The following is a 13,217-nucleotide window of genomic DNA, read 5'->3' as shown; positions in this document are numbered from 1 at the left end:
ACGCTGCCGCTCCGGCAGCCGAGCAGCAGCGTAAAGTGCTGTTCTGGTACGACCCGATGTACCCGAACACCCGCTTCGATAAACCGGGTAAATCGCCGTTTATGGATATGGATCTGGTGCCGAAATACGCTGATGAGGAGAGTGCTGCCGCCGGTGCGCCGGGGGTGCGTATCGACCCGACGCAGACCCAGAATCTTGGGGTGAAAACCGCCGCCGTTACCCGCGGGCCGCTGCGCTACGCCCAGACCTTCCCGGCCAACATCAGCTATAACGAGTACCAGTATGTGATTATGCAGGCGCGGGCGGCGGGCTTTATCAATAAAGTCTATCCGTTGACCGTCGGCGACAAAGTGAAACAAGGCACGCCGCTGCTCGAGCTGACCATCCCGGACTGGGTGGAAGCGCAGAGCGAATATCTGCTATTGCAGGAGACCGGGGGCACCGCTACGCAGGTCGAGGGGATCCTCGAGCGTCTACGTCTCGCCGGAATGCCGGACGACGATATCCGCCGCCTGAAAGCCACGCGCAAGATCCAGACCCGCTTCACCCTCAAGGCGCCCATCGACGGGGTGATCACCGCCTTCGATCTGCGCGCCGGAATGAACATCGCTAAAGATAACGTGGTGGCGAAAATTCAGGGCATGGACCCGGTGTGGGTCAGCGTGGCGGTCCCGGAATCCATCGCCTGGCTGATTAAAGACGCCTCGCAGTTCAGCATTCAGGTTCCCGCCTGGCCGGGCAAAACCTTCCGCATCAGCAAATGGACCCTTCTCCCCAGCGTCGATAGCGCCACCCGCACCCTGCAGCTGCGCCTGCAGGTCAACAACCCGGATGAAGCGCTGAAGCCGGGGATGAACGCCTATCTGCAGCTGACCAGCGAAAGCGCCCCGATGCTGCTGATCCCCTCCAAAGCGCTGATCGACAGCGGCAGCGAGCAGCGAGTGATCACCGTGGATAACGAGGGCCGCTTCGTGCCGAAAATCGTGCAGGTATTCCATGAATCCGCCGGCGTCACGGCCATTCGCAGCGGGCTGCAGGAGGGTGAGAAAGTCGTCGCCAGCGGCCTGTTCCTGATCGACTCGGAGGCCAATATCGCCGGCGCGCTGGAGCGCATGCGCGCGCAGGCCCCTGATGCCGCGGCCTCTGCCGCCCACGCGCACTAAGGAACGGAACCATGATTGAATGGATTATCCGCCGCTCGGTGGCCAACCGCTTCCTGGTGATGATGGCGGCGCTGTTTCTCAGCATCTGGGGAACCTGGACCATCATCCACACCCCGGTAGACGCCCTGCCGGATCTCTCTGACGTGCAGGTGATCGTCAAAACCCGCTATCCGGGGCAGGCGCCGCAGATCGTCGAAAACCAGGTCACCTGGCCGCTGACCACCACCATGCTGTCAGTCCCCGGCGCCAAAACGGTTCGCGGCTTCTCGCAGTTTGGCGACTCCTACGTATACGTGATTTTTGAAGACGGCACCGATCCTTACTGGGCGCGCTCGCGGGTGCTGGAGTATCTCAACCAGGTGCAGGGCAAACTTCCCGCCGGGGTCAGCGCCGAAATGGGCCCGGACGCCACCGGCGTCGGCTGGGTCTTCGAATACGCGCTGGTCGACCGTAGCGGCAAACACGACCTTGCCGAACTGCGCTCGTTGCAGGACTGGTTCTTAAAATATGAGCTGAAAACCATTCCTAACGTCTCGGAAGTGGCGTCGGTGGGCGGTGTGGTCAAGGAGTACCAGATTGTCGTCGACCCGATGAAGCTGACCCAGTACGGCATCAGCCTCGGCGAGGTGAAATCGGCGCTGGACGCCTCTAACCAGGAGGCGGGCGGCTCTTCCGTCGAACTGGCGGAAGCCGAATATATGGTGCGCGCCAGCGGCTACCTGCAGACGCTCGACGACTTCAAAAATATCGTGCTGAAAACCGGGGATAACGGCGTGCCGGTTTATCTCGGCGACGTCGCGCGGGTACAGATTGGCCCGGAGATGCGCCGCGGAATCGCCGAGCTTAACGGCGAAGGCGAAGTGGCCGGCGGCGTGGTGATCCTGCGCTCCGGCAAGAACGCCCGCGAAGTGATCTCGGCGGTCAAAGAGAAGCTGGCGTCGCTGCAAAGCAGCCTGCCGGAAGGGGTGGAAGTGGTCACCACCTACGACCGCAGCCAGCTTATCGACCGCGCCATCGATAACCTCAGCTACAAGCTGCTGGAAGAGTTTATCGTCGTCGCCCTGGTCTGCGCCCTGTTCCTGTGGCACGTGCGCTCGGCGCTGGTGGCGATTATCTCGCTGCCGCTCGGCCTGTGCTTCGCCTTTATCATGATGCATTTCCAGGGGCTCAACGCCAACATCATGTCGCTGGGCGGGATCGCCATTGCGGTGGGGGCGATGGTCGATGCCGCCATCGTGATGATTGAGAACGCCCATAAGCGGCTGGAGGAGTGGGAGCATCAGCACCCGGGAGAGAAGCTCAGCAACGACATCCGCTGGAAAATCATTACCGAGGCCTCGGTGGAGGTTGGCCCGGCGCTGTTTATCAGCCTGCTGATCATCACCCTGTCGTTTATCCCGATTTTCACCCTCGAAGGCCAGGAGGGCAAACTGTTCGGCCCGCTGGCCTTCACCAAAACCTGGTCGATGGCCGGGGCGGCGCTGCTGGCGATCGTGGCGATCCCGATCCTGATGGGCTTCTGGATCCGCGGCAGGATCCCGGCGGAGAGCAGCAATCCGCTGAACCGCTTTTTGATCCGCATTTATCACCCGCTGCTGCTGAAGGTGCTGCACTGGCCGAAGACTACCCTGCTGATTGCGCTCCTGTCGATCCTGACGGTTGTCTGGCCGCTTAACCGGGTCGGCGGCGAGTTTCTGCCGCAGATCAACGAGGGCGATCTGCTGTATATGCCGTCCACGCTGCCGGGGATCTCCGCTGCGCAGGCGGCGGATATGCTGCAGAAAACCGATAAGCTGATCATGACGGTGCCGGAAGTGGCAAGGGTGTTCGGCAAAACCGGCAAGGCCGAAACCGCCACCGACTCGGCGCCGCTGGAGATGGTGGAGACCACCATTCAGCTCAAGCCGCAGGATCAATGGCGACCGGGGATGACCATGGAGAAGATCGTCGAGGAGCTGGATAAAACCGTGCGCCTGCCGGGACTGGCGAACCTGTGGGTGCCGCCGATCCGCAACCGCATCGACATGCTCTCCACCGGCATCAAGAGCCCGATCGGCATTAAGGTTTCCGGCACTAACCTGGCCGATATCGACGCCATCGCCGAACAAATTGAAGGGGTGGCGCGCAGCGTGCCGGGCGTCACGTCGGCATTAGCCGAGCGGTTGGGCGGCGGGCGCTACCTCAACATTGATATTCATCGTGAGAAGGCGGCCCGCTACGGGATGACCGTCGGCGATGTGCAGCTGTTTGTATCGTCCGCCATCGGCGGGGCGATGGTTGGCGAAACAGTGGAGGGCGTCGAGCGCTATCCGATCAACATCCGCTACCCGCAGAGCTATCGCGACAGCCCGGAGACCCTGCGCCAGCTGCCGATCCTCACGCCGCTGAAGCAACAGATTGTCCTCGCCGACGTGGCTGAGGTGAAAGTGGTCACCGGACCATCCATGCTGAAGACCGAGAACGCCCGCCCGACCAGTTGGATCTACATCGATGCCCGCGACCGCGACATGGTGTCGGTAGTGCACGATCTGCAGCAGGCCATCGGCAAGGAGGTGAAGCTGAAGCCGGGCATCAGTGTGTCCTACTCCGGGCAGTTTGAGCTGTTGGAGCGCGCCATTCAGAAGCTGAAGCTGATGGTGCCGATGACGCTGATGATTATCTTCGTGCTGCTGTATCTGGCGTTCCGCCGCGTCGGCGAAGCGCTGCTGATTATCACCAGCGTGCCGTTCGCCCTTGTGGGCGGGATCTGGTTCCTCTACTGGATGGGGTTCCATCTGTCGGTGGCCACCGGTACCGGCTTTATCGCCCTCGCCGGGGTGGCGGCGGAGTTTGGCGTGGTGATGCTGATGTACCTGCGCCATGCCATCGAGGCGGAGCCATCGCTGGAGAATCCGCAGACTTTCAGCGTCGATAAGCTCGACGAGGCGCTGTACCGGGGGGCGGTGCTGCGCGTGCGGCCGAAGGCGATGACCGTGGCAGTGATTATCGCCGGCCTGCTGCCGATTTTATGGGGCACCGGCGCCGGTTCGGAAGTCATGAGCCGTATCGCCGCGCCGATGATTGGCGGGATGATCACCGCCCCGCTGCTGTCGCTGTTTATCATTCCGGCGGCGTATAAGCTGATGTGGCTGTATCGGCATCGGGGCAAGCGTAGCCAATAGCCCGCCGCGTTTACGCCGGTCCGGGAAATTGGCTATAGTGGCGCCATTCTTCTGGCCGGCGTGAACGTCCCTATGAATCTGAACCTGGTATGTTATTCCCTGCTGCTGCTCACCGCCGTGGGCAGCGCCCTGCTGCCCTACCCGCTGGCGATGTGGTTTTTACTGAGCAGCCTTCTGACATGGCTTATTTATGGCGCCGACAAGCTGGCGGCGCGCAAAGCCTGGCGCCGGGTGCCGGAAACCACGCTGCTGGTGCTGGGCCTGGCGGGAGGCTGGCCGGGGGCCATCCTCGGCCAGCAGTGCTTTCGCCATAAAACGCAAAAGCAGCCCTTCCGGACGCGGTTTTTCATCAGCGTAGCGCTCAACGTGGCGGCGCTGGCCGGGCTGTACGTGGTTTATACCCATCTGCTCAGCCGCTAAGCGGCGAGGCTAGCGCGGCGTCTGGCGGATCCACACCAGGCGATCGACGTCAAAGCCCAGCTCGCGCGCGGTATTCAGGTAATCCTGCTTCACCGCCGCCGGAATGGTGGGGGTGCGCGACAGGATCCACAGATAGTCGCGGTTGGGGCCGCTGACCAGCGCGTACTGGTAGTCGTCGTCCAGGCGGATCACGTTATAGCCGCCGTAGAACGGCCCGAAGAACGACACCTTCAGCGCCGCGGTGGTGGGGGCGCCGGTGAAATAGGCTTTCCCGTCGCTCTCATTCCAGCGTTTTTTGACCGGGTCATAACCGCGGTTGACGACGCTGATCCCCCCGTCGCTGCGGGCGCCGTAGGTGGCGGTCACCTGCTCCAGGCCTCGCTCGAAGCGATTCTCCAGGCGGGCGACCTCATACCATTTCCCGAGATAACGGCTGGCGTCAAACCCGCTAATCGGCTGAACGCCCTTCGGCGGCGTGGGCGATTTGCAGGCCACCAGGGTTAACGCGATAGCGACGCCGGTGACAACAGGCCATAGCTTCATGAGAACTCCTTTCATTTACGCGGTTGGGGAAAGTGTAGTGCAAAGCCACTACACTTCACGCCAGCCGTCGTGATTCGTAGTATATTGAGAATATTCTTTGTTAACAGGTGGCCTCCATGCCTTACTCCATCGGCGAATTTGCCCGACTATGCGGGATAAATGCGACCACGCTTCGCGCCTGGCAGCGCCGCTACGGCCTGCTTAAGCCGCTGCGCACCGATGGTGGACACCGTCTGTACAGCGATGACGACGTCCAGCAGGCGCTGAAGATCCTCGACTGGGTGAAAAAAGGGGTGCCGGTCAGCCAGGTGAAACCCCTGCTGTCGCGCCCCGGCGCGCGGCGCACCAATAACTGGCTGACGCTGCAGGAGACCATGCTGCAGCGGCTGAAAGAGGGAAAAATCGAGTCTCTGCGCCAGCTGATCTACGACGCCGGGCGCGAATATCCGCGCCAGGAGCTGGTAACCGAGGTGCTGCGTCCGCTGCGCAGCCAGGTCTCCGCCAACGTGCCGGCCATCATGACGCTGCGCGAAATTCTCGACGGCATCATCATCGCCTATACCTCGTTTTGCCTCGAAGGCGACAAGAAGGCGCCCGGGGACAACTTTCTGATCACCGGCTGGCACCTGACCGACGCCTGCGAAATCTGGCTTGAGGCGCTCAAACGTACCGGCCAGGGCCATCGCATCGACGTCCTGCCGGTGCCTCCCGCCGCCCTGGCGCCGGAGATTTTCCCCCAGCGCAACTGGCTGCTGGTTACCAGCGGCAAACTTTCCGCCGCCCGCCAGAGGCAGGTCGAACTCTGGCAGCAGCAGGTCGTCTCCCTCGAGGTGATCCCGCTCTAACCCCCTGTTTTAACCTACATCCCCTCTCTGAGACGCCAGCGCCCGGTGGCGCGGCGGGCTCACGCTTGCCCTTTGCGCCACCCGCGATTTTCACTCCTTAAAACACCAATCATAACAACATGATTTTTAAAACAAATAAAATATATTCTTCTACAAACTTGGACAAATAATTTTATTTGTGTAAGTTTTAAGTATGCCATTACGCTACCGTATCTAGCCAGGATGTGATCCATGAGCACCTCGCCGTCCGTGATTCGTCGTTTCGTTGAGTACTACGCCGGGCTGGATGCACAGCCGCCCGCGGCGCTGGCCACGCTGTACCATCCGGACGCGACGCTGAGCGATCCTTTTGGTCAGCATCAGGGGCTGTTCGCCATTCAGCGCTACTTTACCCATCTGCTGGCCAACGTGGAGCAGTGCCGGTTCACCATCGACACGCCGCTTTGCGACGGCCAGCGGTTCGCCGTGACCTGGACCATGCACTGGTCGCATCCGCGCATTGCCGGTGGAGAAACCCTGGCCCTGCCGGGCTGCTCGGTGGTGGACATCGCCGGTGAGCAGGTTCTCCATCAGCGCGACTACTACGACGCCGGGGAGATGATCTACGAGCATCTTCCCCTGCTGGGCTGGGCGGTACGCGGCGTGAAGCGGAGGGTGCGCTCATGATGACGGTGCTCATCACCGGCGCCAGCTCCGGGATCGGCGCCGGCCTGGCGAAATCCTTCGCGGCGGATGGCCATCTGGTCATCGCCTGCGGGCGCGATGCGTCGCGCCTGGCAGCGCTCCAGCAGCTCAGCCCCAACATCAGCGTACGCCTGTTCGATATGACAGACAGGGACGCCTGTCGCCAGGCGCTGACGGGCTGTTTTGCCGACCTGATCATTCTCTGCGCCGGGACCTGCGAATACCTCGACCACGGACAGGTGGATGCCGCCCTCGTGGAGCGGGTGATGGCCACCAACTTCCTCGGGCCGGTGAACTGCCTGGCAGCGCTGCAGACGCAGCTGGAGGCAGGCGATCGGGTGGTGCTGGTCAGCTCCATGGCGCACTGGCTGCCCTTCCCGCGCGCGGAAGCCTATGGCGCCTCCAAGGCGGCGCTGACCTGGTTTGCTAACAGCCTGCGTCTGGACTGGGAGTCGAAAGGGGTCGCCGTCACGGTGGTCTCTCCGGGCTTCGTCGACACCCCGCTGACGCGCAAAAACGACTTCGCCATGCCCGGTCGGGTGAGCGTGGATCGGGCGGTGGCGGCGATCCGCCACGGTCTGGCGAAGGGCAAAAACCACATCGCCTTCCCCACCGGCTTCAGCCTGGCCCTGCGGCTGCTGGCCAGCCTGCCATCGGGTATCCAGCGCCTGCTGTTGCGCAGGATGGTGCGCTCATGAACATCGCCATCATCGGCAGCGGCATCGCCGGGCTGACCTGCGCCTGGCGACTGGCCGGACACCATCAGGTAACGCTGTTCGAAGCGGGCGCCACGCCGGGCGGCCACACCGCCACCGTGGATGTCGCCACGCCGCAGGGCACCTGGGCCATCGATACCGGATTTATCGTCTACAACGATCGCACCTATCCGCGCTTTATGGGCCTGCTCAGCGAGCTGGGGATCGGCGGGCAAAAAACGCAGATGAGCTTCTCGGTCCACAACCCGGCCAGCGGCCTGGAATACAACGGCCACAGCCTGACCTCGCTTTTCGCCCAGCGGCGCAATCTGCTGAAGCCGGCCTTCTGGGGACTGCTGAGCGAGATCGTCCGCTTCAACCGCCTGGCGAAACTGGCGCTGACCGAGGCGCTGGATCCAGGCGCGACGCTGGAGAGCTTCCTCACCCGCCACCGCTTCAGCCCCTTCTTCGCCCGCCACTATATTCTGCCGATGGGGGCGGCCATCTGGTCGTCGTCGCTGCAGGAGATGCGCCGCTTCCCGCTGCCGCTGTTTTTGCGCTTCTTTGAAAACCACGGTCTGCTGGATATTCGCGATCGCCCGCAATGGTACGTGGTGCCCGGCGGTTCCCGGGAATACGTTCGCGCCCTGCTCGCCAGGCTCGGCGATCGCCTGGACCTGCGGCTCAACGCGCCGGTGCAGCAGGTGGACCGCCACCCGGCGGGGGTCACCCTGCGGCTGGCGTCCGGGGAGGCGCATTTTGACCAGGTGATCTTCGCCTGCCACTCCGCGCAGGCCCTGGCGATGCTGGCGGCGCCCACCGATTCCGAACGAGAAGTCCTCGGGGACATCGGCTGGCAGCGTAACGAGGTGGTGCTGCACAGCGATCCGCGCTGGCTGCCGGAGCGCCAGCGCGCCTGGGCCAGCTGGAACTATCGCCTGAGCGACGGGGATCGGGCCCGGGCCTGCGTCACCTACAACATGAATATTCTCCAGGGGCTGCCCGCGGGCGCGCCGCTGTTCTGCGTCACCCTGAACCCGGACGCGCCGGTGGACGATCGCTACGTCTGGCAGCGCTTCGTCTATGAGCATCCGTTGTTTAACCCGCAAAGCTGGTCGGCCCAGCTGCGGCGCGAAGAGATTAACGGCCAGCAGCGGAGCTGGTACTGCGGGGCCTACTGGTACAACGGCTTTCATGAGGATGGGGTGCGCAGCGCGCTCGACGTGGTGCAGGGCATCGCCGCGGCGGAGGGCCACTGAAATGAACAGCTGCCTCTATCAGGGCGTCCTGCGCCACCGTCGCCTGCAGCCGAAGGCGCACCACTTCGTCTACCGCCTGTTTATGGCCTGGCTCGACCTCGACGAACTGGACAAGCTGCCTGAGGCGGGCATCCGCCGCAACCGCCTGGCCGCCGCCGCCTGGTACGACGCCGATTATCCGCTGGGCGCGCCGCTGAAGGCCCAGGCGCTGAACCGGCTGGAGAGCCTGACCGGCTGCCGCCCGGCGGGCCGCGTGATGCTCCTGACCCAGCTGCGCTACTTCGGCTTCCATTTTAATCCGGTCAACTTTTACTACTGCTATGACGAGGCCGACACCCTGCGCTGGGTGCTGGCCGAAGTGCGCAACACGCCGTGGAATGAGCGTCATTACTACGCGGTGGACGGCCAGCAGGCACGCCCGCTGGAGAAAGCCTTTCACGTTTCGCCGTTTAACCCGATGGACATGGTCTATCACTGGCGCTTCAACGCGCCCGGCAAAACGCTGCACATGCATATTGAAAACCATCAGGCCAGCAAGGTGTTTGACGCCACCCTGGCCCTGAGCCGCGTGCCGTTGACCCGCGCCAACCTGCGCGGGCTGCTGCTGCGTCTGCCGCTGATGACCCTGAAAACCGTCCTCGCCATCTACTGGCAGGCGCTGCGGCTGTGGCTGAAGCGCGTGCCGCTGTATAACCATCCTGTCAGCAGGAGTGAACGCTCATGACCGATCCCGTCTTTGCGCTTGAACCAGATGTGCCGCGCAACGTGCGGCTCGCGCGCTGGCTGCTCTTTCGTCTGTTGAGCGGCCTCCGCGAAGGCTCGCTCACCGTGCGCGAAGGGGCGCAGACGTTTCATTTTGGCGACCCCGCCGCCGCGCTGCGCGCCGAGGCGCGGGTCTGCGCGCCGGAGGTGTACTGGCGTCTGCTGACCGGCGGCAGCCTGGCGGCGGCCGAGGCTTGGATGGACGGCGACTGGGAGAGCCACCAGCTGACGGCGCTGCTGCAGATCCTTGCGCGCAACGGCGAGGTGCTGGGGCGTCTGGAGCGCGGCTTTCGTCTGCTGGGCAAGCCCGTCGCCCGCCTGCGCCACTGGACCCGCCGCAACACCCGCGCCCAGGCGCGGGAGAACATCGCCGCCCATTACGACCTCGGCAACGAATTTTATGCCTACTTTCTGGATGACGACCTGCTCTACTCCAGCGCGCTGTTTACCGACGACCAGCAGGATCTGACCCAGGCCCAGCGGGCCAAGATGGCGCGCCTGTGCGACCAGCTGGCGCTCACTCCCGGCGATCATCTGCTGGAGATTGGCACCGGCTGGGGGGCGCTGGCCGAGTACGCCGCCCGCCATTACGGCTGCCGGGTCACCACCACCACCCTTTCCCGGGAGCAGCACCGCTGGGCTACCGAGCGCATGGCCCGCGCCGGGCTGCAGGATCGCGTCGAAGTGCTGCTCTGCGACTACCGCGATCTGCGCGGCGAGTACGACAAACTGGTGTCGGTGGAGATGATTGAGGCGGTGGGCCAGCGCTACCTCCCGGCCTTCTTCCGCACCTGCCAGGCGCGCCTGCGCCCGGGCGGCAGAATGGCCCTGCAGGCGATCACCATCCAGGATCAGCGCTATCGCGACTACAGCAAAAGCGTCGATTTTATCCAGCGCTACATCTTCCCCGGCGGCTTTTTGCCCAGCATCACCGCAATGAGCGAGCTGATGACCCGCCATACCGATTTTGTGGTGCGCAACCTGTTCGACATGGGCCCGGACTACGCCCGCACCCTGGCCCACTGGCGGCAGCGTTTTACCCACGCCTGGCAGGATATTGAAAAGCTCGGCTTTGATGAGCGTTTCCGCCGGATGTGGCTCTACTACTTCGGCTACTGCGAAGCCGGATTTAACGCCCGCACCATCAGCGTGGTGCAGCTCACCGCGGAGCGGGTATGACACGCCCGGCGCAGCACTTGCTGATGGCCCTCTCGTTCGATGTTTACTGGACGCTGGTGGTGATGTTGCGCGAGCGCGGTCTGCTGATCTGGCTGACGCTGGCCATTTTCGCCTGGCTGCGGTTGCCGGCGGCCAGTCGTCCGCCCGCCCTGCTGTTGGCCGCGGCGGGCTGCGGCCTGGACGCCTGCTGGGCGCTGGCGGGGCTGATCGATTTTCGCGGCGACAGCCTGCTGCCCCTGTGGATGGTGGCCCTGTGGCTGATGTTCGCCGTCGTCTGGACCCGACTGACCCGCACCGCGACGCTTCCCGGCTGGGTGCTGGCCACGGCGGCGACCCTCGGCGGCCCGGTGGCCTACCTGATCGGCGCTCGCCTCGGAGCCATGACCCTGCTGGTGCCGATGGCGCTTGCCGTGGCCGCCATGGCCTGCGGCTGGCTGGTGCTCATGCTGTTATTCCATCTGGGGATGGGGAGGCGAAAATGAGATTCGCGCTGTTACTGCTATGGCTGACCGCCCTCGCCCCGGCGGCCCACGCCGCCGACTGGCTGACGTGGCGCCGCGTCGGCGAGGCGACCCTCACCTGGGGGCCGTTCACCGTCTATCACTCGCAGCTGCGTACGCCCAATGGCCGGTATGACGGCCCGCAGCAGGATCGGGCGCTGATCATCACCTACCGGCGCGACATCGATCGCGAGGCGCTGGTGGAGGCCACCCGCGACCAGTGGCAGGCGCAGGGCATTCTGCAGCAGGAACCGCGCAGCGAAGCCTGGCTACGCATGCTGCAGGGGATCTGGCCGGACGTCGCGCCGGGCAGCCAGCTGGCGTTCGTGGTCCGCGGCGGCGAGGGGCAGTTCTGGTACCGCGCCAGCGCCGCGCAGACCGCCTTTACCCCGCTCGGCCCGCGCCAGTCGGCGGCGTTCAGCACCCGCTTTCTCGCCATCTGGCTCGATCCGCGCACCACTTATCCCGAACTGCGTCAGCAGTTGATCGGAGGTACACCATGAAACGCATTCTGACCCTTGGCCTGGCGCTGCTGATGCTGATCCTCGCCGGCTGCAGCACCGAGGTCACGGAGTACCGGCAGCAGCAGCCCGCCCTCGACATCTTTCACTATTTTCAGGGGCGAACCGAGGCGTGGGGGATGGTGCAGGATCGCAGCGGCAAGCAGCTGCGCCGCTTCCATGTTGAGATCGATGGCGACGTCGTCGGCGACACCCTGACCCTCCATGAGCGCTTTGTCTATGACGACGGCGAGAAGCAGCAGCGGATATGGCGCATTCGCCGCACCGGCGATAACCGTTATCAGGGCACCGCCGGGGATATCGAAGGCGTGGCCAGCGGCCAGGCGGCAGGCAATGCCTTTCACTGGCGCTACAGCATGAACGTCGAGGCCAGCGGCAGCCGGTGGCTGCTGCACTTTGACGACTGGATGTTCCTGCAGGACGACAGCCATTTATTTAACAAAACCGAGATGAAGAAATTCGGCATTACGGTCGCCACCGTGACCCTTTTCTTTACCCGAACCACAGCAGAAGAGAGGACAGCGCCATGAACACGCAACCTGTCATTGGGATCAGCGGATGTTTAACCGGCTCAGCCGTGCGATTCGACGGCGGGCATAAGCGTATGGGCTTTGTGATGGATGAGCTCGCGCAGTGGGTGGCGTTTAAGCCCGTCTGCCCGGAGATGGCGATCGGCCTGCCCGTACCCCGCCCGGCGCTCCGCCTGGTGCAGACCCCGGTCGGGGAGATCCGCATGCGCTTCAGCCACGCCCCGCATGAGGATGTGACGGAGAAGATGGCTGATTTCGCCAACGCCCACCTGGCAACCCTGGGCGAGCTGTCGGGCTTTATCGTCTGCGCCAAATCGCCGAGCTGCGGGATGGAGCGCGTGCGGTTGTATGACGAAAAAGGCAATCGCGGGCGTAAGGAAGGCGTGGGGCTGTTTACCGGCGCCCTGATGGCGCGCTACCCATGGCTGCCGGTGGAAGAGGATGGCCGGCTGCACGATCCGCTGCTGCGGGAGAATTTTGTCGAGCGCGTTTTCGCCCTGCATGAACTCAACGCCCTGCGCGCCCGCGGCCTGACCCGTCACGGCCTGCTGGCCTTTCACAGCCGCTACAAGCTGCAGCTGCTGGCTCACCACCAGGCGGGCTACCGGGAGATCGGCCCGTTCGTCGCTTCGCTGCATGAATGGGAGGATCTGGAGGCTTTCTTCGAGGTTTACCGCGAGAAGCTGATGGCGATCCTCAAGCGGCCCGCCTCGCGGAAAAACCACACCAACGTGCTGATGCATATTCAGGGTTATTTCCGCGACCAGCTGAACAGCCGCCAGCGCGGCGAGCTGCGGGAGGTGATCCTCAACTATCGCGCCGGGCTGCTGCCGATCCTCGCCCCGCTGACGCTGCTTAAGCACTATCTGGCCGAGTATCCGGATCGCTACCTGCAGGCGCAGAACTATTTTGACCCCTACCCGCAGGATCTGGCCCTGCGCCTGACGGTGAACTG

General features: G+C 63.8%; 12 protein-coding genes and 2 pseudogenes (1 of these 14 cut by a window edge). 13 read left to right on the top strand and 1 reads right to left on the bottom strand.

Features of this window, described 5'->3' with window-relative positions; all coding sequences use genetic code 11:
* The 3 genes and pseudogenes from VZP09_RS23675 to VZP09_RS23665 form a co-directional block, all read left to right on the top strand.
* Positions 1–1,163: pseudogene (locus tag VZP09_RS23675) on the top strand (efflux RND transporter periplasmic adaptor subunit) (it extends 100 nt beyond the left edge of the window).
* Between the two features lie 11 nt (positions 1,164–1,174).
* Positions 1,175–4,324 carry a CusA/CzcA family heavy metal efflux RND transporter gene (locus VZP09_RS23670; protein ID WP_328795437.1) on the top strand — a complete coding sequence of 1,050 codons (3,150 nt, stop codon included), beginning with the start codon at positions 1,175–1,177 and terminating at the stop codon, positions 4,322–4,324.
* A gap of 72 nt (positions 4,325–4,396) precedes the next feature.
* Positions 4,397–4,744, top strand: a complete 348-nt coding sequence (locus VZP09_RS23665) for a DUF1294 domain-containing protein (RefSeq protein ID WP_004177568.1) — start codon at positions 4,397–4,399, stop codon at positions 4,742–4,744.
* Between the two features lie 9 nt (positions 4,745–4,753).
* Here VZP09_RS23665 and VZP09_RS23660 read toward each other — a convergent pair whose 3' ends face one another.
* Positions 4,754–5,287 carry a lipocalin family protein gene (locus VZP09_RS23660; protein WP_002887259.1) on the bottom strand — a complete coding sequence of 178 codons (534 nt, stop codon included), beginning with the start codon at positions 5,285–5,287 and terminating at the stop codon, positions 4,754–4,756.
* Between the two features lie 116 nt (positions 5,288–5,403).
* Between VZP09_RS23660 and VZP09_RS23655 the strand changes: the two genes are divergently transcribed.
* From VZP09_RS23655 to VZP09_RS23610, 10 genes and pseudogenes are all read left to right on the top strand, one after another.
* On the top strand, positions 5,404–6,132 hold the full coding sequence (locus VZP09_RS23655; RefSeq protein WP_002887258.1) for a MerR family transcriptional regulator: 729 nt from the start codon (positions 5,404–5,406) through the stop codon (positions 6,130–6,132).
* Between the two features lie 231 nt (positions 6,133–6,363).
* Positions 6,364–6,798: a nuclear transport factor 2 family protein gene (locus VZP09_RS23650; protein WP_002887256.1), complete on the top strand. Its 435-nt coding sequence runs from the start codon at positions 6,364–6,366 to the stop codon at positions 6,796–6,798.
* Positions 6,795–7,514 carry an SDR family NAD(P)-dependent oxidoreductase gene (locus VZP09_RS23645; RefSeq protein ID WP_064162545.1) on the top strand — a complete coding sequence of 240 codons (720 nt, stop codon included), beginning with the start codon at positions 6,795–6,797 and terminating at the stop codon, positions 7,512–7,514. Before VZP09_RS23650 ends, VZP09_RS23645 begins: the two co-directional genes overlap by 4 nt.
* Positions 7,511–8,770 (top strand): NAD(P)/FAD-dependent oxidoreductase, encoded by a 1,260-nt coding sequence (locus VZP09_RS23640; protein ID WP_019724900.1) that lies wholly within the window; start codon positions 7,511–7,513, stop codon positions 8,768–8,770. Before VZP09_RS23645 ends, VZP09_RS23640 begins: the two co-directional genes overlap by 4 nt.
* 1 nt (position 8,771) lies before the next feature.
* Entirely contained in the window at positions 8,772–9,494 is a 723-nt protein-coding gene (locus VZP09_RS23635; RefSeq protein WP_004177578.1) for a DUF1365 domain-containing protein, read from the top strand.
* On the top strand, positions 9,491–10,711 hold the full coding sequence (locus VZP09_RS23630) for an SAM-dependent methyltransferase (RefSeq protein WP_064153037.1): 1,221 nt from the start codon (positions 9,491–9,493) through the stop codon (positions 10,709–10,711). Before VZP09_RS23635 ends, VZP09_RS23630 begins: the two co-directional genes overlap by 4 nt.
* A complete protein-coding gene (locus tag VZP09_RS23625; RefSeq protein ID WP_116962926.1) occupies positions 10,708–11,193 on the top strand; it encodes a DUF2878 domain-containing protein in 486 nt (161 codons plus the stop codon). The genes VZP09_RS23630 and VZP09_RS23625 overlap by 4 nt, the downstream gene beginning before the upstream one ends.
* Complete coding sequence (locus tag VZP09_RS23620; protein ID WP_004894585.1) at positions 11,190–11,714, top strand: hypothetical protein; 525 nt, start codon at positions 11,190–11,192, stop codon at positions 11,712–11,714. The genes VZP09_RS23625 and VZP09_RS23620 overlap by 4 nt, the downstream gene beginning before the upstream one ends.
* On the top strand, positions 11,711–12,262 hold the full coding sequence (locus tag VZP09_RS23615; protein ID WP_048977655.1) for a DUF3833 domain-containing protein: 552 nt from the start codon (positions 11,711–11,713) through the stop codon (positions 12,260–12,262). The genes VZP09_RS23620 and VZP09_RS23615 overlap by 4 nt, the downstream gene beginning before the upstream one ends.
* Positions 12,259–13,215, top strand: a pseudogene (locus VZP09_RS23610) (YbgA family protein); the annotation flags it as partial. The gene VZP09_RS23615 and the pseudogene VZP09_RS23610, both read left to right, overlap by 4 nt.
* Between the last annotated feature and the right edge of the window lie 2 nt (positions 13,216–13,217).

This window comes from Klebsiella sp. EMBS2024 (assembly GCF_036233805.1).
Lineage (GTDB): Bacteria > Pseudomonadota > Gammaproteobacteria > Enterobacterales > Enterobacteriaceae > Klebsiella > Klebsiella pneumoniae.
Note: the sequence above shows the minus strand (reverse complement) of the source record. Positions and strands in the feature narration are given on the sequence as shown.

Bases quoted from the DNA above. Each gene is read 5' to 3' on its own strand.
- VZP09_RS23650 (WP_002887256.1), top strand. From the start codon at position 6,364: ATGAGCACCTCGCCGTCCGTGATTCGTCGTTTCGTTGAGTACTACGCC.
- VZP09_RS23620 (WP_004894585.1), top strand. From the start codon at position 11,190: ATGAGATTCGCGCTGTTACTGCTATGGCTGACCGCCCTCGCCCCGGCG.
- VZP09_RS23630 (WP_064153037.1), top strand. From the start codon at position 9,491: ATGACCGATCCCGTCTTTGCGCTTGAACCAGATGTGCCGCGCAACGTG.
- VZP09_RS23670 (WP_328795437.1), top strand. From the start codon at position 1,175: ATGATTGAATGGATTATCCGCCGCTCGGTGGCCAACCGCTTCCTGGTG.
- VZP09_RS23625 (WP_116962926.1), top strand. From the start codon at position 10,708: ATGACACGCCCGGCGCAGCACTTGCTGATGGCCCTCTCGTTCGATGTT.
- VZP09_RS23655 (WP_002887258.1), top strand. From the start codon at position 5,404: ATGCCTTACTCCATCGGCGAATTTGCCCGACTATGCGGGATAAATGCG.
- VZP09_RS23615 (WP_048977655.1), top strand. From the start codon at position 11,711: ATGAAACGCATTCTGACCCTTGGCCTGGCGCTGCTGATGCTGATCCTC.
- VZP09_RS23635 (WP_004177578.1), top strand. From the start codon at position 8,772: ATGAACAGCTGCCTCTATCAGGGCGTCCTGCGCCACCGTCGCCTGCAG.
- VZP09_RS23665 (WP_004177568.1), top strand. From the start codon at position 4,397: ATGAATCTGAACCTGGTATGTTATTCCCTGCTGCTGCTCACCGCCGTG.
- VZP09_RS23660 (WP_002887259.1), bottom strand. From the start codon at position 5,287: ATGAAGCTATGGCCTGTTGTCACCGGCGTCGCTATCGCGTTAACCCTG.
- VZP09_RS23645 (WP_064162545.1), top strand. From the start codon at position 6,795: ATGATGACGGTGCTCATCACCGGCGCCAGCTCCGGGATCGGCGCCGGC.
- VZP09_RS23640 (WP_019724900.1), top strand. From the start codon at position 7,511: ATGAACATCGCCATCATCGGCAGCGGCATCGCCGGGCTGACCTGCGCC.